Origin of the sequence: Pseudomonas sp. LG1E9 (assembly GCF_003290225.1) — a bacterium.
Lineage (GTDB): Bacteria > Pseudomonadota > Gammaproteobacteria > Pseudomonadales > Pseudomonadaceae > Aquipseudomonas > Aquipseudomonas cyclaminis.
This window is the reverse complement of the sequence record NZ_CP029983.1, coordinates 1,043,858-1,067,477: the sequence shown is the minus strand read 5'-3', so window position 1 is coordinate 1,067,477 and position 23,620 is coordinate 1,043,858. Positions and strand designations below refer to the sequence as shown.

5 protein-coding genes are annotated in these 23,620 nt (G+C 60.0%); 2 read left to right on the top strand and 3 right to left on the bottom strand.

The genetic code is table 11. The features are described 5' to 3' along the window. Positions 1-39: 39 nt before the first annotated feature. The gene (gene bcsQ / locus DNK50_RS05090; RefSeq protein WP_112193009.1) at positions 40-999 is read right to left on the bottom strand and encodes a cellulose biosynthesis protein BcsQ; all 960 of its coding nucleotides are present in this window, start codon (positions 997-999) and stop codon (positions 40-42) included. A gap of 267 nt (positions 1,000-1,266) precedes the next feature. Here bcsQ and lapG point away from each other — a divergent pair, with 267 nt between their 5' ends. Both lapG and lapD read left to right on the top strand, forming a co-directional pair. Then, on the top strand, positions 1,267-1,983 hold the full coding sequence (lapG, locus tag DNK50_RS05085; RefSeq protein ID WP_099583885.1) for a cysteine protease LapG: 717 nt from the start codon (positions 1,267-1,269) through the stop codon (positions 1,981-1,983). Between the two features lie 11 nt (positions 1,984-1,994). Further along, entirely contained in the window at positions 1,995-3,941 is a 1,947-nt protein-coding gene (gene lapD / locus DNK50_RS05080; protein ID WP_112193008.1) for a cyclic di-GMP receptor LapD, read from the top strand. A 52-nt stretch (positions 3,942-3,993) separates the two neighbouring features. Here the strand turns inward: lapD and DNK50_RS05075 are convergent, their stop codons facing one another. Together DNK50_RS05075 and DNK50_RS05070 are read right to left on the bottom strand one after the other, a co-directional pair. After that, positions 3,994-4,332, bottom strand: a complete 339-nt coding sequence (locus tag DNK50_RS05075; RefSeq protein WP_099583887.1) for a tryptophan synthase subunit beta — start codon at positions 4,330-4,332, stop codon at positions 3,994-3,996. Positions 4,333-4,456: 124 nt separating this feature from the next. Next, positions 4,457-23,422 carry a retention module-containing protein gene (locus DNK50_RS05070; protein ID WP_112193007.1) on the bottom strand — a complete coding sequence of 6,322 codons (18,966 nt, stop codon included), beginning with the start codon at positions 23,420-23,422 and terminating at the stop codon, positions 4,457-4,459. Between the last annotated feature and the right edge of the window lie 198 nt (positions 23,423-23,620).

Here is a 23,620-nt window from a genome sequence, read left to right as displayed (position 1 = left end):
TGTGCATAAGCATCTGGCGTCAAGCGTATAACCCGTGCTTTACAGGCGTTTTCTGCGAGCGATCAGTAACCGGCAAAGGTCGTTGATGTCATCACCCGCCAGGCTTGTAACCGCGTTGTCCAGAGGGTCGGTAGAAAAGGCCAGGCCTTCGCTGATCGCCGGATCGCGGTGTATGACTTCCAAAGGGTACTCACTGCGACGCAGCTTGAACGCATCAAGCATGTCTAGGTTGAACGCCGAGTTTTCATCCAGTTGGTTGATCACCAAGTGGCAACGCGGTGGACGTGCACGCTCAAGGTGGGGTGCCAGCAGCGCATCCAGTTGATCCAGCGTGCCGAGACAGGCGGCGTTCGGTTGGGCGACGACCAGCACGATATCGGCCACGCTCAACGCTTGATGGAGGTAGACGTTGTTGCCGGCGGGAGTATCGACGATCACGGTGTGCCGTTCGCTCAGGTCCAATGCCGCCAGGCGCTGGGCCAGCCACTTCGGTTCCCGCGTCAACCAGCGTTGCAGGTTTTCCTGCTGCTGGGTGTCCGCGTCGCCGAAGGGAATCACCTGGCAACCGGCAAAACCCGATTGCAGGATGGTGTTCCATGGCGTGTTGAGCAGGCTGCTGCGGGCGAGGCCGGGAAGCTCATGGTCCACACCGAAGTGCTGGCGCAAAGCGTTCTGAGGATCCAGGTCCAGCGCCACGACCGACTCACCCAGACGCTGCAGACCGCTGCTCAGCGCCGTGGCCAGCGTACTGCGGCCAACGCCGCCATTGACGGACACCAGCGCGACTACCGTCGGGCGCAGCGCGGTCAATGACTCATGGTGGTGATGTTCATTGGCGTGGGAGGCATGGGCCCCAAAGCGCGAACCCTCTTTCTGGTTCACCCGTGTGCCATCGTCGAAAGGAATGCTGCCAAAAAAATGCAGGCGGGCGTTTTTTCCCGTGGGGTCGCGGGAAACGCTCTTGCCGAACAGGGCAAATAGATCATCAGTGCGGCTCATGGCCGGAGCTCCTTCACGGCGCCATATAAAGACGTGGAAAGATCAGCAAGGTACGGCTTCACCGCAGGTCTTTTTGTAGGCGTTTTCATTGCTTCATTCTGTGACAGCGCTAGGGAAGTGTCATTATTTTGATGAAAGTCGAGCCAGCCTTTCAGACGAGCGGAAATTAGCCAATTTACTGACGTACCATTACTACAATTCAATGGCGGTGATTTCATCGTGCCATTGTTTTTTCCCCTATATCACCGCACCATTGCCGCACCTTCAATGCTGCAAGCTTGGGTAATCGCAGTGGCGATACGCTTTAAACTCCCTCGGATTCTGTACGGCCTCGCCATCACGCTGTTGCTGGGTGGCGGCCTGCTGGGCGATTTGCTCGCCGATTGGGATTTCAGCCAGATCAGCCGCCGCGCCGAGTCGCTTTATGGGCCGCTGGGGCCGGGGCGCCAGCGCATTGATGCCTGGCAACAATTGCTGGCGACGCAGAAGCAGGTGAGTGAGGCAGAGCAGCTCAACGTGGTGAATCTGTTCTTCAACCGCCAGTTGCGCTACGAAGAAGACATCGACCTGTGGCACGAAATTGATTATTGGGCGACCCCAATTCAATCCCTGTGGAAAGGCGCTGGCGATTGCGAAGACTACGCCATCGCCAAGTACTTCAGCCTGCGTCACTTGGGGGTGCCCGCCGAAAAACTGCGTATTACCTACGTTAAAGCCTTACGCCAGAATCGCGCGCACATGGTGCTGACGTACTATGCCAGCCCCGAAGCCATGCCCCTGGTGCTGGACAGCCTGATGGACGCCATTTTGCCCGCCAGCCAGCGCGCAGACCTGCTGCCGGTCTACGCGTTCAACGGTGAAGGGCTGTGGCTGACCGGCGCAGGCGGGAACAAAAAAGTCGGTGACACCAAGCGTCTATCACGCTGGTTGGACGTCTTGAAAAAAATGACCGCTGAAGGGTTTCCGGCCAGTTCGGATAATTAACAGGAGCTACGATGTCACTGTTCAAACAATTGCTGATCGCTATCTGCGTGTTCCTGGTGGTCGCGTTCAGCGGTAGCTTCTTCGTCAGCCTGGAAAGTTCGCGTACCCAGTACGTCAACCAGTTGCGCTCCCACGCGCAGGACGCGGCCACAGCGCTGGCCCTGTCGTTGACGCCGAACATCGATGACCCGGCAATGACCGAACTGATGGTCAGCTCGATCTTCGACAGCGGCTACTACGCGAGCATTCGCGTGGTGGACCTGAGCAATGACCAGGTGCTGGTGGAACGTGCCGCCGAGCCGGATGCCAGCAGCGTGCCGGCCTGGTTCGTCAAGATGATCGGCCTCGCGCCGGCCGGCGGCGATGCCATCGTCAGCCGTGGCTGGCAGCAGGCAGCGCGGGTCGAAGTGGTCAGTCACCCGATGTTTGCCCTGGCCAAACTCTGGCAAAGCGCGCTGGGCAGCCTGGTTTGGCTGCTGGTCTGTGGCGCGGTGAGTGCGGTACTGGGCGCGCTGTTGCTGCGTCGTCAGCTCAGGCCTTTGGACTATATGGTGGAGCAGTCCCACGCTATCGCGCGTCGAGAGTTCCTCAGCTTGCCCGACCTGCCCCGCACCCCGGAACTGCGCCGCGTGGTGCAGGCCATGAACCAGATGGTGGAGAAGCTCAAGGCGCTGTTCCACGAGCAGACCGAGCGCAGCGAGAAGCTACGGGTGGAGTCCTACCAGGACAGCCTGACCGGGCTGGCCAACCGTCGCTACTTCGAGATGCAGCTGCAATCGCGGGTCAGCAACCTGGAAGAGTCCAGCTCAGGCTACCTGCTGATGCTGCGGGTCAACGACCTGGGTGGCCTCAATCAGCGTCTGGGCGGGCAGCGCACCGATCAGTTGCTGCAAGCCGTCAGCCAGCAACTGGTGCGCACCTGCGCCAAATACCCGGAAACCCACAACCTGATCACGCGCAGCCGAGGTGGCGAGTTTGCCGTGCTCGCGCCGGGCCTGGTGCGTGACGAGGCCGTGCAGTTGGCCCAGGAACTGGAAGCCACCTTGCAGAGCCTGCACGAAACCGGCGCCACCGACATGCCCACCGTGGCCTACATCGGCCTGGCCCCTTACAACCCCGGCGACGCCTCGGCAGACCTGCTGATGCTGGCTGACCAGGCGCTCACGCAGGCCGAAGCCAACAGCCTGCAAAGCTGGGTGTGCCTGACCCATCAAACCCTCGACACCGTCAGTGACGACCCGCACAGCTGGCACACCCTGCTCGACACCGCCCTGAGCCAGGGTCGTTTCCGCCTGTTCTTCCAGCCGGTGGTGAGCAGCAACGATATCCGCCAGGTCCTGCATTACAAAGTGCTGTCGCGCCTGCTCGACAGCCAGGACCAGACCATTGCCGCCGGGCATTTCCTGCCATGGCTGGAGCGCTTCGGCTGGACCGCGCGCCTCGACCAGGTAATGCTCGATCTGGTGATCGCCCACTTGGGCCAGCACAACCAATCGGTCGCGCTGAACCTGTCGGCAGCCACCCTGAACGACCCGCAAGCCCTGGAGCACATGTTCGAACGCCTGGCCCAACACCCGCTGTTGGGCGAACGCCTGACCCTGGAAATCGGTGAAGAACAAGTACCCGAACAGACGCAGCTGGAGCGTTTGATCCGGCGCATGCGCGGCCTCGGCTACAGCCTTGGCCTGCAACGCTTCGGCGGGCGCTTCAGCATGATCGGCAACCTCGCGCACCTGGGCCTGGCCTACCTCAAGATCGACGGCAGTTACATCCGCGATATTGATCAGGAAAGCCACAAACGCTTCTTTATCGAAGCCATCCAGCGTGCAGCCCACAGCATTGACCTGCCGTTGATTGCCGAGCGCGTGGAAACCGAGGGAGAGTTGCGGGTGATCCGCGAGATGGGGATTGAAGGGGTGCAAGGCCAACTGGTCGGTGAACCGGCGCCCTGGAAGTGAAGCTCAGAATAATCACGCCTCCTTGACGCTCACGCCGTGAAGGAGGTGCGCGTCAGATCAGGCCGGTTTCTTCGTCATTGATCAGCTCGCTCAAGCCACCCAGCGCCGCCCGGGCTTGGGTACGCTCCAGGAACTTGGTCTGCGCCGCCGGCGGCAAGTCGGTGATGCTCATCACGTTCTTGGTGATCAGCACCTGGATCAAGTCGTCCAGTACGCGGATCATCTCAAGGTCACTGCTCTTGAGCTGCTTTAGGCTGTTCTCAATCTCATCGTCGGCAAACCACGCCTGGATCTCATGATGGTCAGCCGGTAGCGTCTCAGTGGCTTCTGCGAAGGCCTGCGCCTCGACACGCACCAAAGCGTTGTATTGATCGCGTTGCACGTAGAACATCAGCCCTCTCCCAATAAAAAATCCCTGCAGGCGCCGCACACGGCTCCCACAGAGATTACACACATTTCCCCAAAGCGCATGCCAAAGGGGCACCAATCCCGAAAGATTGACGCCCCGCTGGTGATCAGTCGTGGTGTTTGACGGTCAAGTCGCCACCGGCGATCAGGCTATTGATCGCAGCGGCGCCACTGCCCCAGCTCGCGCCGTCCACCTTGATCGTCACATCTGCCGTGCCGCCGTTGGTGCCGGTAAACGACCCGGTGCTGCTCACGCTCAGCGTCGAGTTGCCCGCCGAGTCGGTGGTCAACCTCAGGTAGCTCGACAGGTTGGTGTCGTTATTGCCTTGCAGCAAGTCGGACAGGTCCAGCTTGTCGCCTTCGCCGTGCTTGAAGTCAGTGATGCGATCAAAGCCACCGCTGGTGTTGGTGTCGCCTTTGAGCCACACAAAGGTATCGGCACCCGCGCCGCCGGTGAGGATGTCGTTACCCTTGCCACCCACCAGGATGTCATTGCCTGCACCGCCGGAGAGCGTGTCGTTACCGCCCTGGCCGAACAGGATGTCATCGCCGGCGTTGCCGATCAGGTTGTCGCCACCATCGCTGGTGCCGTAGATGTTCGACGCGTTGGCCAGGGCACCGACGTCCTGCACATGCTCAGTGATGTACTGATGCAGGGTGCGGTCGTCGATCTGATCGACGGTGGTCGCCAGCTTCTCGGCAGCGAATGCCTTGAGCGCCGCGCTGCCTTCCTGGCCTTTGTAGCTGATCAGGTCGCCGAAGATGATGTCGTTGCCCGAACCGCCGGAAACGTTGTCGGCACCGGTATCGGCAGTGTGGCCGGTGATGGTATCCGCCAGCTTGGCGGTGTCGATGGTGGAGACCGTCTTGTCGGTATCAAACTGTTTGAGCACGGTGCTATCAATGTCGCTGCCAAGACCGATGGCCTGCACCTCAACCCCGCCCTTGACCGCAGTGGTCAGCGCAGCATAAGCGGCCTTGGCCGCTTCCAACGGATAGTCGTAGTAGTAGCTGCTGTTGCCGACAGCCCCCGCCACGTCGAAACCGCCACGGCCGTCGGACACGACATAACCTTCAAAGGTCTTGGTGCCGGACGAGCTGTACGAGTAGACCTTGCCGTCGCTGTCGACAATGACCTGGGTCTTGCCGTAGACCGTTGCGGTGACCGCAGCGGACTGGCCCAGGGTGTAGGTTTTGCTGTTGACCTTACTGTCGAAGTAAACCGTGTCACCGTAGCGGCTGGTCGCGCCAAGAGTGATGTCGCTGTATGTGTAGTTGTAGACGTTCGGCGCACCGTCGGTAATGAAATACGTCAGGTTTTTCGCACTGGCGTTGCTGGTCGCTTCAGAGCTCTTGAACCAGGCCGTCGCGGTGTTGAAGGCGTCCTGGTAGTTGGTCACGTCAGTCGAGTTGGAGCTCATGTTGTTCAACACAGCCTGCAACGCATCCTTGGCAGCCGCCTGGTCAGCCAGGTTGACCGACACTTGCGATTCGACCTTGGTATCGAAGTCCACCAGCAACACTTTCACCACACCCGAACCGGTCAACTTGGCGTTGGCGATCAAGGTATCGAAGATGGTCGACAACTGGGACTTGATCGACGTCATCGCGCTGGAGCCGATACTGCCCGAAGTGTCGACGATAAACGCGATGTTGTAGTTGGTGCCCGGCGTGGTGATACCGCCCTTGTCGCTTACCACGATGTTGTGGGTCGAGCTGGAGCCCAGGTCAATGGTATCCGCTGCCGCGCCGCCTTCCGTGACAGGGCTGTAGACCTGAGGCTTGACCGTGATGGTGGTCGTTGCCGCCAACGAACTCAGGCTGTTGCCACCCTCATTGTCAGTCACCGAGACATCAATGGTGCGATCGCCCAGCGTCGGGTACTTGCTGGTGCTGGAGTACTGGAACGACTCAAGCAGCGTCTTGTAAGTCGCCGCGTCCGCCGTGCCCGACAGGGTCAGCACGATCTTGCCGCTGACGTCAGTCCCGACGCTGGTCACGGTGATGCCTTTGTACGTACCCCCGACGGCTACCAGGTTGGAGCTCAGTACATCGCCCGAACTGGCGTTTTTCAGGGTGATGGTGGCGCTTTGCATTTGGGTGCTGTCGACGTCAGCGATGGCCACGCTGCCGGTAATCGCAACACCGCTGGTGCTACGTTCGGTGTACGAGGTGCTGAAGCCAGTAGCGACCGAACCGTCGGCAGTGCTCAGGTCCAGGGTTGGGGCGTCGTTGACCGCCGTGATCACGATGCTAACTTTGCCGGTCGTCACCGCCGAAGCTCCGGTGCTCAACTCGGTGGCCGTGGCTTTCACGATGATGTCGAAGCTGGCGGTCGAATCCTTGGCCGGCGTAACTGTCAGAGTCTTCAGGTTCCAGGTGCTGACATCGTAGAGCGTGCCGCTGCCATTGGAGGTGATGCTCGTGGTGCCATCGGTGATCACCGTACCGGCAGGCAAGCCGCTGATTTGCACCTTGTGCGACTCCGAGCCATCGTTGTCGACAAACGTGGTGGTAATCGGGCTGACCTTGATCGCGGTGTCTTCCAGGCCACGGTTGTAGACGTAGCCGGTGTAATAGCCTTCGCCATTGACCACGTGGCTATCGCCGAGCACTGCACCTGCGGCTTTCAACGCTTCCACGCTGGTGTAGGTCTGCAGGCCGCTGTTGCCCAGGGACATCGACACGCCGTTGTTAATCGACACGTTGACGTCGTAGTTGCCCCCGCCGGCCTGGTTGTAGTGGTAGATGTCGAGGGTGTAGTAACCCGACTCGGTCGGCGTGTAGCTCGACCCGCTAATCGCGCTGCCCTTGCTCCAGGTCTCGGTGGCAACCAACTTGCCGCCCACGGTAATGGCCAGGCTGTCGTCGGCCGTACCGGTGAAGGTGTAGCTCTTGCCGGCTTCCAGGTAGATCAGGCCGGAGACCTTGGTCGCGGTGCCATCGACCACATTGCTGTTGCTGACGTTGTTGGTCACACCGGTGGAAGCCGCACTGGCGGCTGTCTTGGCGTCGATCACACGGATCAGATCGCTGGAATTGGCCACACCGTTACCGTTGGTCCCCAAATCATTGCGCAGGGTGCCGCCGGTCCAGGTCTGGATCACCAGGCCTGTCGGCACAGCGCCGAACGCGCCAACCGCCACGACAGGCACGTCCGCCACCGGGTGGATATCCACGGTGATGATCTTGGTGTCGCTGTAGGAATTACCGTCGGTAGCCTGGAATTTCAGCTGGGTGTAATCGCTCTGCTTGTTGCCCACGCCTGTGCCGCTGAAGCTGTTATCGCCCGACTCGTTGGCCGCCGGGGTGTAACGCACGTTGTGACTGTCGAAATCAGCCTGGCTGAACGACTTGCCGGCCGAGGTGGCGGTTTTCAGGTCAGACGCGGTCAGCGCAACCCACACGCCGTTGACGTTGTACTCGATCGAACCGGCCGGCAGGTTGGTGAACACCACTTTAGGGTTTGCGGAGTCTTCATCGCTGACGCCGAAGTTCGCCCAGATCAATTCGATCGAAGTGTCTTCGTTGCCTTGGATGTAGCCATTGTTGGCGATAGGGGTGTCGTCGACCAACGTCACGGTCGGCTGGCCAATGCTGTGTGAGTAAGCGCCGTCAGCGTCGGTGACGGTCAGGTCAATCTTCGGCAATTGATGACCGGAGTTGACGTAGTCCGCGCCCTTCTGCGTCAGCACAACGCTATTGCCGGACAAGCTGTAGTAGCCATCGGCGTTGCTTGTGCCGGTGAAGGTGATCTTCAGTTGGGCGGCCGGGGTTTCTTCGTCGCTTGCCGTGAAGGTACCGGCCACAGTGCCGACTTTGGCGGTGTCCTCAACAATTGTGGCAGGCGTGATTGCAATCACTGGCACGTCGTTATGCAAGTTGACGGTCGGTTGGCCACTGTTGTTGGAGTGCGCGCCATCAGGATCGGTGACGGTCAGGTCGATCTTCGGCAGTTGATTGCCCGCGTTAACGAAATCAGCACCTTTCTGGGTCAGCACAACGTTGTTGCCGGAGATGCTGTAGTAGCCATCCGCGTTGCTGGTGCCGGTGAAGGTGACCGTCAGGCCCGAACGTGGGGTTTCTTCGTCTTTAGCAACGAAGGTACCGGCGACGGTGCCCGCAGTCGCAGAGTTCTCTTCCAGGGTGTTAGCAGCAACCGTGATGACCGGCACGTCGTTATGTAGATTGACGGTCGGTTGGCCGCTGTTGCTGGAGTTCGCGCCTGATGGATCGGTAACGGTCAGATCGATCTTCGGCAACTGGTTGCCGGCGTTAACGAAGTCAGCGCCCTTTTGGGTCAGCACAACGTTGTTGCCGGAGATGCTGTAGTAGCCATCGGCGTTGCTGGTGCCGGTGAAGGTGATCGTCAGGCCCGAACGTGGGGTTTCTTCGTCGGTCGCGGTGAAGGTACCAGCGACGGTGCCCGCAGCAGCCGAGTTCTCTTCCAGGGTGTTAGCAGCAACCGTGATCACCGGCACGTCGTTATGTAGGTTGACGGTCGGTTGGCCGCTGTTGCTGGAGTTCGCGCCCGATGGATCGGTAACAGTCAGGTCAATCTTCGGCAACTGGTTGCCGGCGTTAACGAAATCAGCGCCCTTTTGGGTCAGCACAACGTTGTTGCCGGAGATGCTGTAGTAGCCATCAACGTTGCTGGTGCCGGTGAAGGTGATCGTCAGGCCCGAACGTGGGGTTTCTTCGTCGGTCGCGGTGAAGGTACCAGCGACGGTGCCCGCAGCAGCCGAGTTCTCTTCCAGGGTGTTAGCTGCAACCGTGATCACCGGCACATCGTTGTGCAGGTTGACGGTCGGTTGGCCGCTGTTGCTGGAGTTGGCGCCCGATGGATCGGTAACAGTCAGGTCAATCTTCGGCAACTGGTTGCCGGCGTTAACGAAATCAGCGCCCTTTTGGGTCAGCACAACGTTGTTGCCGGAGATGCTGTAGTAGCCATTGGCGTTGCTGGTGCCCGTGAAGGTGATGGTCAGGCCATCACGCGGAGTTTCTTCGTCGGTGGCCGTGAAGGTACCGGCGACGGTGCCGACTGAGGCAGAGTTTTCTTCGATCGTGGTCGGAGTAACTTCAATCACCGGTACATCGTTGACCAAGGTCACAGTCGGCTGACCTTCGCCAGTAGAGCTGAGGCCACCAGCGTCGGTAACAGTCAGGTCGATCTTCGGCAGCGCGTTACCCGCGTTGACGAATTCGGCACCTTTGGCCGTCAGTACAACGTTGTTGCCCGAGATGGCGTAGTAGCCGTCTGCGTTGGTGCCAGCAGTGAAGCTAACAGTCAGACCATCGCGTGGGGTCTCTTCGTCTTTAGCAACGAAAGTGCCGGCAACGGTGCCTGCTTCAGCAGTGTTCTCAACGATGGTGGCCGGCGTAACAGCAATTTCGGGAACGTCGTTGACCAGCGTTACGGTCGGCTGGCCTTCGCCAGTAGAGCTGAGGCCTCCAGCGTCGGTGACGGTCAAGTCGATCTTCGGCAGCGCGTTACCCGCGTTGACGAATTCGGCGCCTTTGGCCGTCAGCACAACGTTGTTGCCGGAGATGGCATAGTAGCCGTCGGTGTTAGTACCGGCAGTGAAGGTAACGCTCAGACCATCACGCGGTGTCTCTTCATCACGTGCGTTGAAAGTACCGGCAACGGTGCCTGCTTCAGCAGCGTTCTCAACGATGGTGGTCGGCGTGATGTCGATCAACGGTACGTCGTTAACCAAGGTCACAGTCGGCTGGCCTTCGCCAGTGGAACTGAGGCCACCAGCGTCAGTAACAGTCAGGTCGATCTTCGGCAGCGGGTTACCCGCGTTGACGAATTCGGCGCCTTTCGCGGTCAGCACAACGTTGTTGCCCGAGATGGCGTAGTAGCCGTCTGCGTTAGTACCAGCAGTGAAGCTCACGGTCAGACCATCACGCGGAGTTTCTTCGTCACGTGCGTTGAACGTGCCAGCAACGGTGCCAGCTTCAGCAGCGTTCTCAACGATGGTGGTCGGTGTTACATCAATCACCGGAACGTCGTTGACCAGGGTCACGGTAGGCTGACCTTCGCCGGTAGAGCTGAGGCCACCGGCGTCGGTGACGGTCAGGTCGATCTTCGGCAACGGGTTACCCGCGTTGACGAATTCGGCGCCTTTGGCCGTCAGGACAACGTTGTTGCCCGAGATAGCGTAGTAGCCGTCTACGTTGGTGCCGGCAGTGAAGCTAACAGTCAAACCATCGCGAGGAGTTTCTTCGTCACGTGCGTTGAACGTGCCCGCAACAGTGCCCGCTTCAGCGGCGTTCTCGACAATGGTGGTCGGCGTGATGTCGATCAACGGTACGTCGTTAACCAAGGTCACAGTCGGCTGACCTTCACCGGTGGAGCTGAGGCCACCAGCGTCAGTAACAGTCAGGTCGATCTTCGGCAGCGGGTTACCCGCGTTGACGAAGTCAGCACCTTTAGCCGTCAGGACAATGTTGTTGCCGGAGATGGCGTAGTAGCCGGCTGCGTTAGTACCAGCAGTGAAGCTCACGGTCAGACCATCACGCGGAGTTTCTTCGTCACGTGCGTTGAACGTGCCAGCAACGGTGCCAGCTTCAGCAGCGTTCTCAACGATAGTGGTCGGCGTAACGTCAATCAGCGGAACGTCGTTAACCAGCGTTACGGTCGGCTGGCCTTCGCCAGTAGAGCTGAGGCCACCAGCGTCGGTGACGGTCAAGTCGATCTTCGGCAGCGCGTTACCCGCGTTGACGAATTCAGCACCTTTGGCGGTCAGGACCACGTTGTTGCCCGAGATGGCGTAGTAGCCGTCTGCGTTGGTGCCGGCAGTGAAGCTAACAGTCAAACCATCGCGCGGAGTTTCTTCGTCACGCGCGTTGAAGGTACCGGCAACGGTGCCCGCTTCAGCAGCGTTCTCAACGATAGTGGTCGGTGTTACATCAATCACCGGAACGTCGTTGACCAGCGTTACGGTTGGCTGACCTTCGCCAGTAGAGCTGAGACCACCAGCGTCGGTGACGGTCAGGTCGATCTTCGGCAGCGGGTTACCCGCGTTGACGAATTCAGCACCTTTGGCAGTCAGGACCACGTTGTTGCCCGAGATGGCGTAGTAGCCGTCTGCGTTGGTGCCTGCCGTGAAGCTAACAGTCAGACCTTCACGCGGAGTTTCTTCGTCACGGGCGTTGAAGGTACCGGCGACGGTGCCAGCTTCAGCAGCGTTCTCAACGATAGTGGTCGGCGTGACGTCGATCAGCGGAACGTCGTTAACCAGCGTTACGGTCGGCTGACCTTCGCCAGTAGAGCTGAGACCACCGGCGTCGGTGACGGTCAGGTCGATCTTCGGCAGCGCGTTACCCGCGTTGACGAATTCGGCACCTTTCGCGGTCAGGACCACGTTGTTGCCAGAAATAGCGTAGTAGCCGTCTGCGTTGGTGCCTGCGGTGAAGCTAACAGTCAGACCATCGCGAGGAGTTTCTTCGTCACGTGCATTGAAGGTACCGGCGACGGTGCCTGCTTCAGCAGCGTTCTCAACGATAGTGGTCGGTGTTACATCAATCACCGGAACGTCGTTGACCAGCGTTACGGTTGGCTGACCTTCGCCAGTAGAGCTGAGACCACCAGCGTCGGTGACGGTCAGGTCGATCTTCGGCAGCGGGTTACCCGCGTTGACGAATTCAGCACCTTTGGCAGTCAGGACCACGTTGTTGCCCGAGATGGCGTAGTAGCCGTCTGCGTTGGTGCCTGCCGTGAAGCTAACAGTCAGACCTTCACGCGGAGTTTCTTCGTCACGGGCGTTGAAGGTACCGGCGACGGTGCCAGCTTCAGCAGCGTTCTCAACGATAGTGGTCGGCGTGACGTCGATCAGCGGAACGTCGTTAACCAGCGTTACGGTCGGCTGACCTTCGCCAGTAGAGCTGAGACCACCAGCGTCGGTGACGGTCAGGTCGATCTTCGGCAGCGGGTTACCCGCGTTGACGAATTCAGCACCTTTGGCAGTCAGGACCACGTTGTTGCCCGAGATGGCGTAGTAGCCGTCTGCGTTGGTGCCAGCGGTGAAGCTCACGGTCAGACCATCACGTGGGGTCTCTTCGTCTTTGGCAACGAAGGTACCGGCAACGGTGCCTGCTTCAGCAGTGTTCTCAACGATGGTGGTCGGCGTAACAGCAATTTCTGGAACGTCGTTGACCAGAGTCACAGTCGGCTGGCCTTCGCCAGTAGAGCTGAGACCACCGGCGTCGGTGACGGTCAGGTCGATTTTCGGCAGCGGGTTACCCGCGTTGACGAATTCGGCGCCTTTCGCGGTCAGCACAACGTTGTTGCCGGAGATGGCGTAGTAGCCGTCGGCGTTGGTGCCAGCGGTGAAGCTCACGGTCAGACCATCACGTGGGGTCTCTTCGTCTTTGGCAACGAAGGTACCGGCAACGGTGCCCGCTTCGGCAGCGTTCTCAACGATGGTGGTCGGCGTAACGTCAATCACCGGAACGTCGTTGACCAAAGTTACGGTCGGCTGGCCTTCGCCGGTAGAGCCGAGGCCACCGGCGTCGGTAACGGTCAGGTCGATCTTCGGCAGCTGGTTGCCGGCGTTGACGAATTCGGCGCCTTTGGCTGTCAGGACAACGTTGTTGCCAGAAATAGCGTAGTAGCCGTCTGCGTTGGTGCCAGCAGTGAAGCTAACAGTCAGACCATCACGCGGAGTTTCCTCGTCACGCGCATTGAAGGTACCGGCGACGGTGCCCGCTTCGGCAGCGTTCTCAACGATGGTGGTCGGCGTAACGTCAATCACCGGAACGTCGTTGACCAAAGTTACGGTCGGCTGGCCTTCGCCGGTAGAGCCGAGGCCACCGGCGTCGGTAACGGTCAGGTCGATCTTCGGCAGCTGGTTGCCGGCGTTGACGAATTCGGCGCCTTTGGCTGTCAGGACAACGTTGTTGCCAGAAATAGCGTAGTAGCCGTCTGCGTTGGTGCCAGCAGTGAAGCTAACAGTCAGACCATCACGCGGAGTTTCCTCGTCACGCGCATTGAAGGTACCGGCGACGGTGCCCGCTTCGGCAGCGTTCTCAACGATGGTGGTCGGCGTAACGTCAATCACCGGAACGTCGTTGACCAAAGTTACGGTCGGCTGGCCTTCGCCGGTAGAGCCGAGGCCACCGGCGTCGGTAACGGTCAGGTCGATCTTCGGCAGCTGGTTGCCGGCGTTGACGAATTCGGCGCCTTTGGCTGTCAGGACAACGTTGTTGCCAGAAATAGCGTAGTAGCCGTCTGCGTTGGTGCCAGCAGTGAAGCTAACAGTCAGACCATCACGCGGAGTTTCCTCGTCACGCGCATTGAAGGTACCGGCGACGGTGCCCGCTTCAGCAGCGTTCTCAACGATAGTGGCCGGCGTAACGTCAATCAGCGGAACGTCGTTAACCAAGGTCACAGTCGGCTGGCCTTCGCCGGTAGAGCTGAGGCCACCAGCGTCGGTGACAGTCAGGTCGATTTTCGGCAGCGGGTTACCCGCGTTGACGAATTCGGCACCTTTCGCGGTCAGGACAACGTTGTTGCCAGAAATAGCGTAGTAACCGTCTGCGTTAGTACCAGCAGTGAAGCTAACGGTCAGACCTTCACGCGGTGTCTCTTCATCACGTGCGTTGAAAGTACCGGCGATGGTGCCAGCTTCGGCGGTGTTTTCCACGATAGTGGTCGGCGTTACATCAATCACCGGAACGTCGTTGACCAAAGTTACGGTCGGCTGGCCTTCGCCAGTAGAGCTGAGGCCACCAGCGTCGGTGACGGTCAAGTCGATCTTCGGCAGCGGGTTACCCGCGTTGACGAAGTCAGCACCTTTAGCCGTCAGCACAACGTTGTTGCCAGAAATAGCGTAGTAACCGTCTGCGTTAGTACCAGCAGTGAAGCTAACGGTCAGACCTTCACGCGGTGTCTCTTCATCACGTGCGTTGAAAGTACCGGCGATGGTGCCAGCTTCGGCGGTGTTTTCCACGATAGTGGTCGGCGTTACATCAATCACCGGAACGTCGTTGACCAAAGTTACGGTCGGCTGGCCTTCGCCAGTAGAGCTGAGACCACCAGCGTCGGTGACGGTCAAGTCGATCTTCGGTAGCGCGTTACCCGCGTTGACGAAGTCAGCACCTTTAGCCGTCAGCACAACGTTGTTGCCCGAGATGGCGTAGAAGCCGTCTGCGTTAGTACCAGCAGTGAAGCTAACAGTCAGACCATCACGCGGTGTCTCTTCATCACGTGCGTTGAAGGTACCGGCGACGGTGCCCGCTTCGGCAGTGTTCTCGACAATAGTGGTCGGCGTGATATCAATCAGCGGCACATCGTTGACCAGCGTCACACCCGGCGTAGCCGCATCGTGGGAGCTGCCCTTGTCGGCGTCGGTGACGGTCAGGTCAATGGCCGGCAGTTTGTTACCCGCGTTGACGAAGTTCGCGCCCGCCAGGGTCAACACCACGGCGTTGCCCACGAGGGTGTAGTAGCCGTTTTTGTTGGTGTCGCCGGTGAAGGTGACTTTCAGATCGGCAATCGGGGTCTCGACGTCGCTCACGGTAAAGGTACCGGCGACGGTGCCTTCGCCGACCTGTTTTTCCACCAGGTCGTTCGCGACGACTTCAATCACTGGCAGGTCGTTGACCGCAATCACATTGATCGGCAGCGTAATCGACTCGGACTTCGGCGTCGCATCACCATCTTGCGCAGTGGCGGTAACGGTGAGGTTCACCAGGCCGTTGGCGTTTGGCACCGGGTTGTAGACCAGTGTGGCCTTGTTCCAGCTGCTGATATCGATGCTTTGCACGTCAGCCGTGGCCGTGAAGCTGTGGCCCGGCGTGCCATCGGAAATGGTCGCGCCTTGCGGAATGCCGCTGATTTCCAGCTTGAGGGTCTCGGAACCATCTGTGTCAGTGGCATAAGCATCAATCGCGGACAACTTGATCGCGTGATCTTCCAGGCCGGTATTCAGCACTTGGGTAACGCTGATGTTGTCCAGCACGCCGCCAAGCGAGTTGTTGGTGTCGCCGGCCGGGGCCTTGAATTCGAGTTTGGCGTCGCCGTCAGCGGTGACGGGCACGGTGAAGGTGTAGGTCTTCATGCCCACGACGGTGGCGTCCAGGGTGCCGACTTTGACGCCGCCCCAGAACACGTCGATCACCGAGTTGTTCTCGGCGCCCGCACGCGGCGAGTAGTCGACCGAGATGGTGTAAGCAGTGCCGCTTTCAGCCTTGATGATGGTGTACAGGCTGGCGTCATCGCCGGCGTTTTTCTCCAGCTCGATGACCGGGCTGTTGCCTGGGGTCTCTACGCCGTAGACGCTGCCTTGGCCGATTTCCACTTTGCCGTCGGCGTTGCCGGTCAGCCATTGGGTGTTCGGATTGGTGCCCGTGCCGGCTGCGTTATTGGCATCGCCAACCGCGACCGTGCCCCAGGCGCCGTTGATCGGGGCGCTGTCGAAGTTGATCGCGCTCACCACGCCGCCGCCGAGCAGGCCCAGGTGCGGGGTGTCGGTGACTGGCGCGATGGTGATTGCCGCGGTGGTGTCGCCGCTTGGTTTGCCGGCATTGTCGACGGCGGTGAAGGTCAGCGAAGTGCTGCCGCTCCAGTCGCCGGTCGGCGAGAAGTACACCGAAGCCTTGCCGTCGGCACCTGCCGGTACCGAGTCGCCGACTTTCAGGGCGATGGTGAGCGTCGAGTCGCTGTAGAGCGTGCCGTTGGTCGGCAAGGTGGTGATGACGAAGCTGGCAACGGAGCCATCCACGTCGGCGCCACTCAGGACGATGGTTGCGGCGTGGTCTTCGTTGGCACTGGCTGGGTCAGCCGAGGCGGTCGGAGCATCGTTGAACAGGTCGATGGTGACCTTGCCGGTGGCGCTGCCGGTTTCCGGTGGCTCGCGGTCAAGGTTGCCGCCGCCGATGTCGGTGACGTCGATGGTGACGGTGCGATCAGTGCCAGCCGGATTGTTGCCCGGGGCTTGGAAGGTAATCGCTTCAACCAGCTTGATGAAGTCCGCCGCGCTGCTGCCGGCTGGCGAATTGCTGGTCAGGGTGTAGACGACTTTGCCATCCGCGGCGCTGCCGGTTTCGGTGATGGTGATACCGGCAACGGCCAGGGCCTTGAGTACATCGGCATTGCTGAGCAGATCACCAGACACCAGGTGATCAACCGTGACCACCACTTTGCTGAAGGTGGAGTTGTCGACGTCGCTGATGGACAGGTTCTTGACCAGCGCGCCGCCTGCGGTCTGCTCGGTGAAGGTGGTGCTGTCGAAGCTGACTACCGGCACATCGTTGACCGGAACCACGTAGACCACCGAGGTCACTGGCGCGGAGTCCGCCTGACCGTCGTTGACGGTGATGGTCAGGTTGCGATTGACCGGGCTCGGGTCTTCGCTCTCGCTGGCGAAGTGTACCGAGCGCAGGACTTCCTGGTACTCAGCCTTGGTGGCTTCGCCGGACAGGCTCAGCACACCGGTGTTCTTGTCATAGCTGACAGTGATTTTGGTGTTACTGACATCCGCGATCAGCACGTCATCGGTCAGGTGGTTGACCAGCGTGACCTTGGCGCTTTGCAAGGTGCTGTTGTCGACGTCGGCGATGGTCAGGTTTGCCGCAACGTAGCCGCCCGGCTTGCCTTCAATGTAGGTGTCGCCGAACGCGTTGGTCGAACCGTTGCCCAGCACCGGCGCGTCGTTGACCGCAGTGACTACGATGCCGATCTTGCCGCTGGTGACTTCTTCAACGCCGGTGCTCAACTCTTTGGCCGTGGCTTTGACGGTCAGGTCGAAACTGGCAGTCGAGTCCTTGAACGGGGTAACGGTCAGGGTGCTCAGGTTCCAGGTGCTCACATCGTAGAGCGTGCTTGCGCCGGTCGAGGTGATGCTGTGACCAGTGGTGCCGTCGGTGAGCACGGCGCCTTCCGGCAGGCCGCTGATTTCAACCTTGTGGGATTCCGAGCCGTCGTTGTCGACGAACGTGGCGGTAATCGGCGCGATCTTGATCGCGGTGTCTTCCAGGCCGTGGTTGTAGACGGAACCGGTGTAATAGCCTTCGCCGTTCACCACGTGGCTGTCGCCGAGCACCATGCCGGCGGCTTCAAGCGCGGCCACACTGGTGTAGGTCTGCAGGCCGCTGTTGCCCAACGACACGGCCGGGCCGTTGTTGGTCGATACGTTGACGTCGTAGTTGCCCGGGCCGTTCTGGTTGTAGTGGTAGACGTCGAGGGTGTAGTAACCCGACTCGGTCGGCGTGTAGGTCGACCCGCCAATCCCGCTGCCCTGGCTCCAGGTCTCGGAAGCAACCAGCTTCCCGCCTACGGTGATTGCCAGACTGTCGTCGGCAGTACCGCTGAAGGTGTAGCTCTTGCCGGCTTCCAGGTAGACAAGGCCCGACACTTTGGTCGCGGTGCCTTCGGCCACGTTGCCGTTGCTCACATTGCTGGTCACGCCAGTGGAGGCTGCGCTGTCAGCGGTCTGGGCGTTGATCACATTGATCAGCGTGCTCGACTGGGTAACGCCTTGGCCGTTGGTGCCCAGTTCAGCCGGCAGGTTGCTGCCGGTCCAGGTTTGAATGGTCAGACCGGTTGGCACTTGACCGAAGGTCAAAACCGGCACATCCGTCACCGGGTGGATATCCACGGTGATGGTTTTAGTGTCGCTGTAGGAGCTGCCGTCAGTCGCCTGGAAGTTCAGCTCGGTGTAATCGCCTTGCTTGTTACCCACGCCAGTGCCGCCGAAGCTGTTATCGCCCGACTCGTTGTCTGCCGGGGTGTAACGCACGTTGTGGGCATCGAAGTCAGCCTGAGTGAAGGCCTTGCCCGCCGAGGTGTCGGTTTTCAGATCGGCCGTGGTGAGCTTGACCCACTCGCCGTCGACTTTGTATTCGATGGAACCGGCCGGCAGGCTGGTAAACACCACTGCCGGGCTGGTGGAATCCTCGTCCTGGACGCCGAACGTCGCCCAAGTGAGCTCGATCGAGGTGTCTTCGTTGCCCTCGATGCGGCCGTCGACGGCGGTCGGGGTGTCATCGACCAGGGTTACGGTTGGCTGGCCTTCGCCGGTGGAGCTGAGGCCACCGGCGTCGGTGACAGTCAGGTCGATCTTCGGCAGCTGGTTGCCAGCGTTGACGAAATCGGCGCCTTTTTGGGTCAACACGACATTGTTGCCGGAGAGGCTGTAATAGCCGTCAGCGTTGGTGCCGGTGGTGAAGTTGATGGTCAGGTTTTCACGCGGCGTTTCTTCGTCACGTGCGTTGAAGGTACCGGCGATGGTGCCTGCTTCGGCGGTGTTCTCAACGATAGTGGTCGGCGTGATGTCGATCAGTGGAACGTCGTTGACCAGGGTTACGGTCGGCTGGCCTTCGCCGGTAGAGCTGAGGCCACCGGCGTCGGTGACAGTCAGGTCGATCTTCGGCAGCTGGTTACCCGCGTTGACGAATTCAGCGCCTTTGGCGGTCAGTACGACGTTGTTGCCAGAGATGGCGTAGTAGCCGTCGGCGTTGGTACCAGCGGTGAAGCTGATCGTCAGATTTTCGCGTGGGGTTTCTTCGTCACGGGCGTTGAAGGTACCGGCGACGGTGCCTGCTTCGGCGGTGTTCTCAACGATGATGGTCGGCGTGATGTCGATCAGTGGAACGTCGTTGACCAGAGTTACGGTTGGCTGCCCTTCGCCGGTAGAGCTGAGGCCACCAGCGTCAGTAACAGTCAGGTCGATTTTCGGCAGCTGATTACCCGCGTTTACGAATTCAGCGCCTTTGGCGGTCAGTACGACGTTGTTGCCAGAGATGGCGTAGTAGCCGTCGGCGTTGGTACCAGCGGTGAAGCTGATCGTCAGATTTTCGCGTGGGGTTTCTTCGTCACGGGCGTTGAAGGTACCGGCGACGGTGCCTGCTTCGGCGGTGTTTTCGACGATGGTGGTCGGTGTGATGTCGATCAACGGAACGTCGTTAACCAGGGTCACAGTCGGCTGGCCTTCGCCGGTGGAGCTGAGGCCACCAGCGTCAGTGACAGTCAGGTCGATCTTCGGCAGTTGGTTGCCCGCGTTGACGAATTCGGCGCCTTTGGCGGTCAGGACGACGTCGTTGCCGGAGATGGCGTAGTAACCGTCGGCGTTAGTGCCGGCGGTGAAGCTGATGGTCAGATTTTCACGTGGCGTTTCTTCGTCGCGGGCGTTGAAGGTACCGGCGATGGTGCCTGCTTCGGCGGTGTTCTCAACGATAGTGGTCGGCGTGATGTCGATCAGTGGAACGTCGTTGACCAGGGTTACGGTCGGCTGGCCTTCGCCGGTAGAGCTGAGGCCACCGGCGTCGGTGACGGTCAGGTCGATCTTCGGCAGTTGGTTGCCAGCGTTGACGAATTCGGCGCCTTTGGCGGTCAGGACGACGTTATTGCCGGAGATGGCGTAGTAACCGTCGGCGTTGGTGCCGGTGGTGAAGCTGATGGTCAGATTTTCACGCGGCGTTTCTTCGTCACGTGCGTTGAAGGTACCGGCGATGGTGCCTGCTTCGGCGGTGTTTTCGACGATGGTGGTCGGCGTGATGTCGATCAGTGGAACGTCGTTGACCAGGGTCACAGTCGGCTGGCCTTCGCCGGTAGAGCTGAGGCCACCAGCGTCAGTAACAGTCAGGTCGATTTTCGGCAGCTGATTACCCGCGTTTACGAATTCGGCGCCTTTAGCGGTCAGGACCACGTTATTGCCGGAGATGGCGTAGTAGCCGTCTGCGTTGGTGCCAGCGGTGAAGCTGATCGTCAGGTTTTCACGCGGCGTTTCTTCGTCGCGGGCGTTGAAGGTACCGGCGATGGTGCCTGCTTCGGCGGTGTTTTCGACGATAGTGGTCGGCGTGATATCGATCAGTGGAACGTCGTTAACCAGGGTCACAGTCGGCTGGCCTTCGCCGGTGGAGCTGAGGCCACCGGCGTCAGTGACAGTCAGGTCGATCTTCGGCAGTTGGTTACCCGCGTTGACGAATTCGGCGCCTTTTGCAGTCAGGACCACATTATTGCCGGAGATGGCGTAGTAGCCGTCGGCGTTGGTGCCAGCGGTGAAGCTGATCGTCAGATTTTCACGCGGGGTTTCTTCGTCACGGGCGTTGAAGGTACCGGCGACGGTGCCTGCTTCGGCGGTGTTTTCGACGATGGTGGTCGGTGTGATGTCGATCAACGGAACGTCGTTAACCAGGGTCACAGTCGGCTGGCCTTCGCCGGTGGAGCTGAGGCCACCAGCGTCAGTGACAGTCAGGTCGATCTTCGGCAGTTGGTTGCCAGCGTTGACGAACTCTGCACCTTTCGCGGTCAGGACAACGTTGTTGCCAGAAATAGCGTAGTAGCCGTCTGCGTTGCTGCCGGCTGTGAAGCTAATAGTCAGATTTTCGCGTGGGGTTTCTTCGTCACGGGCGTTGAAAGTACCGGCGACGGTGCCTGCTTCGGCGGTGTTTTCGACGATGGTGGTCGGTGTGATGTCGATCAACGGAACGTCGTTAACCAGGGTCACAGTCGGCTGGCCTTCGCCGGTGGAGCTGAGGCCACCAGCGTCGGTGACGGTCAGATCGATTTTCGGCAGCTGATTACCCGCGTTTACGAATTCGGCGCCTTTAGCGGTCAGCACAACGTTGTTGCCGGAGATGGCGTAGTAGCCGTCTGCGTTGGTGCCGGCGGTGAAGCTAATGGTCAGGTTTTCGCGCGGGGTTTCTTCGTCACGGGCGTTGAAAGTACCGGCGACGGTACCTGCTTCGGCGGTGTTTTCGACGATGGTGGTCGGCGTTACATCAATCAACGGTACGTCGTTGACCAGCGTTACGGTCGGCTGACCTTCGCCGGTGGAGCTGAGGCCACCAGCGTCAGTGACAGTCAGATCGATCTTCGGCAGTTGGTTACCCGCGTTAACGAACTCTGCACCTTTCGCGGTCAGGACAACGTTGTTGCCAGAAATTGCGTAGTAGCCGTCGGCGTTGGTACCAGCGGTGAAGCTGATCGTCAGGTTTTCGCGTGGGGTTTCTTCGTCACGCGCGTTGAAGGTACCGGCGACGGTGCCTGCTTCGGCGGTGTTTTCGACGATGGTGGTCGGTGTGATGTCGATCAACGGAACGTCGTTAACCAGGGTCACAGTCGGCTGGCCTTCGCCGGTGGAGCTGAGGCCACCAGCGTCGGTGACGGTCAGGTCGATCTTCGGCAACTGATTACCAGCATTGACGAAATCAGCACCTTTTTGGGTCAGCACGACATTGTTGCCGGAGAGGCTGTAATAGCCGTCAGCGTTGGTACCAGCAGTGAAGCTGATCGTCAGGTTTTCACGCGGCGTTTCTTCGTCTGTGGCAACAAAAGTGCCCGCAACAGTACCCGCCGCCGCCGTTTCTTCAACAATGGTGTTAGCCGTGATTTCAATCACTGGCACGTCGTTGACCAGGGTCACGGTCGGCTGGCCAGCTGCGTTGGAGTTTAGGCCTTCGGGGTCGGTAACAGTCAGGTCGATCTGCGGCAGCTGATTGCCGGCGTTGACGAAGTCAGCGCCCTTCTGCGTCAGTACAACGGTGTTGTCGACGATGGCGTAGTAGCCATCTTTGTTGTTGTCGCCCGTGAACGTGACCGTCAGTTGGCCAGCCGGCGTTTCAGCGTCGCGGATAACAAACGTGCCTGCCACGCTGCCCGCGACGGCGGTGTTTTCGACCAGGGTGGTGCCCGTCACGTCGATCACCGGCGCATCGTTGACCGGCGTGATGGTGATCGTCAGCGTGCTGCTCGATCCGGTATTGGTGGTGTAACCGATCTGCGGCACTTCGCCGCTGTAATCCTTGACCGGGGTGAACACGTACGCGCCATCAGTCCCGATGGTGACGGAACCGATACCTTCGATGTCAGCCGTCTGGCCCGCGTTGTAGGTCGTGTTGCCTACTGTGAAGGTGGCGACAGTCAGCACGTTATCGATGTCGCTGTCGTTGCTCAGCACGTTGCCGGTAGCGACGCCATCTTCGGCAATAGTGTTGGTATCGGCGACCAAAACGCTTGGATCATCCACAGCAACCACAGTGGAAGTGGCTGGCGCGGGATTGATTGCCAGGTTTTCGTAGTTACCGCCGGTCGCCTCGGTGATCGTGACGCTGACGGCCAGGTCCTTGCCATCTGCCAGGTTGGCAGGTGTGTCGGCTGTGACCGTGCCGGTGGTTTTACCGGCCTCGATGGTGATGCTCAGGTCGTTGGACAGCTTGATCACAACGTCGGTCTGCGCCGCGTTGGTCACGGTGGCGGTGTAGACGATCTGGCCGCCTTCGTTCACCGACGGAGTCGCGGTCAGGGTGACGGTAGTGGTGTCGATGGTGTCCGCGATCTGCGTGACCGCTGCCGCCGGGTCGGTGGTGATGATCAGGTTGCCGCCGCCAGAGGTGCCGGCGATGGTGGCGGAGATCGACGAGGCGTCCAGGTAAGGCGTGTCATTGCCGGCGAAGGTGACGTTCAGCACGCCCGAGGTCTGGCCAGCGGCGATCACAACGGAGAGGCCGTTGGACAAGGTGACGGTCAGGTCGCTGGTCGGTGCCTGGGTGATGAATACGGTGTAAACCACGACGCCACCGGCTTCGGTGATGCTCGGCGTGGCGGTCAGGGTGATGGTGACGTTGCGCGGATCGACGCCGTTATTGTCAGCGCCGGTTTGGGTAGTGCCTACGGCGTCACCGGCATTCAAGCCGGTCGTGGGGTAGCCGATGGTCGGGTCAACCACGCCTGCGGTGGCTTCCAGCACGACAAAGCTGTGGCCGCCACCCACGGCACCGTCTGCGCCTGCGGCGGCCGGGCCGGCAGCGGTGGCTTCGAGATCTTGGGTCGGGTCGGCGCCGGCAGCGATGGCTTGCTGCAGTTCGGCAACGGACGGTGCGGCTTGAGCAGTGGCGGCGCTCAGGTCGGTGACAGAATCAGGAGCGTTTGCGCTCCACTGAGTGTCGCGACCCAAATCGATGATCCGGCCGTCGGCCAGTTCCAGCGAGACAGCGCCCGATGCGCCGGTATCGACTTGCTCACCCGCGAACAGGCGATCCCCTTCTACAAGCAGGCGACGAATCCCTTCCGGGGAAACCGCGAACACTTGACCGACAATGCTTTTGACGACCGCAACGCTGCTCATAAAAGACTCTCCGTGTATTACCGTTCAGGGGGTATCCATCAAGGAGACCGGCCCTTTCGCTGGTGCCGATTCAGTAGCTGGAGTACTTAATTTCTTGGAAAAAACTTTGGCGTCAATATTTTGTTGTCTCGTCAGAAAAATTACTTTTCCGTCAAGGTATTGACCTATTGGGCGTCATCCTAAACAATCCGCCAGGTA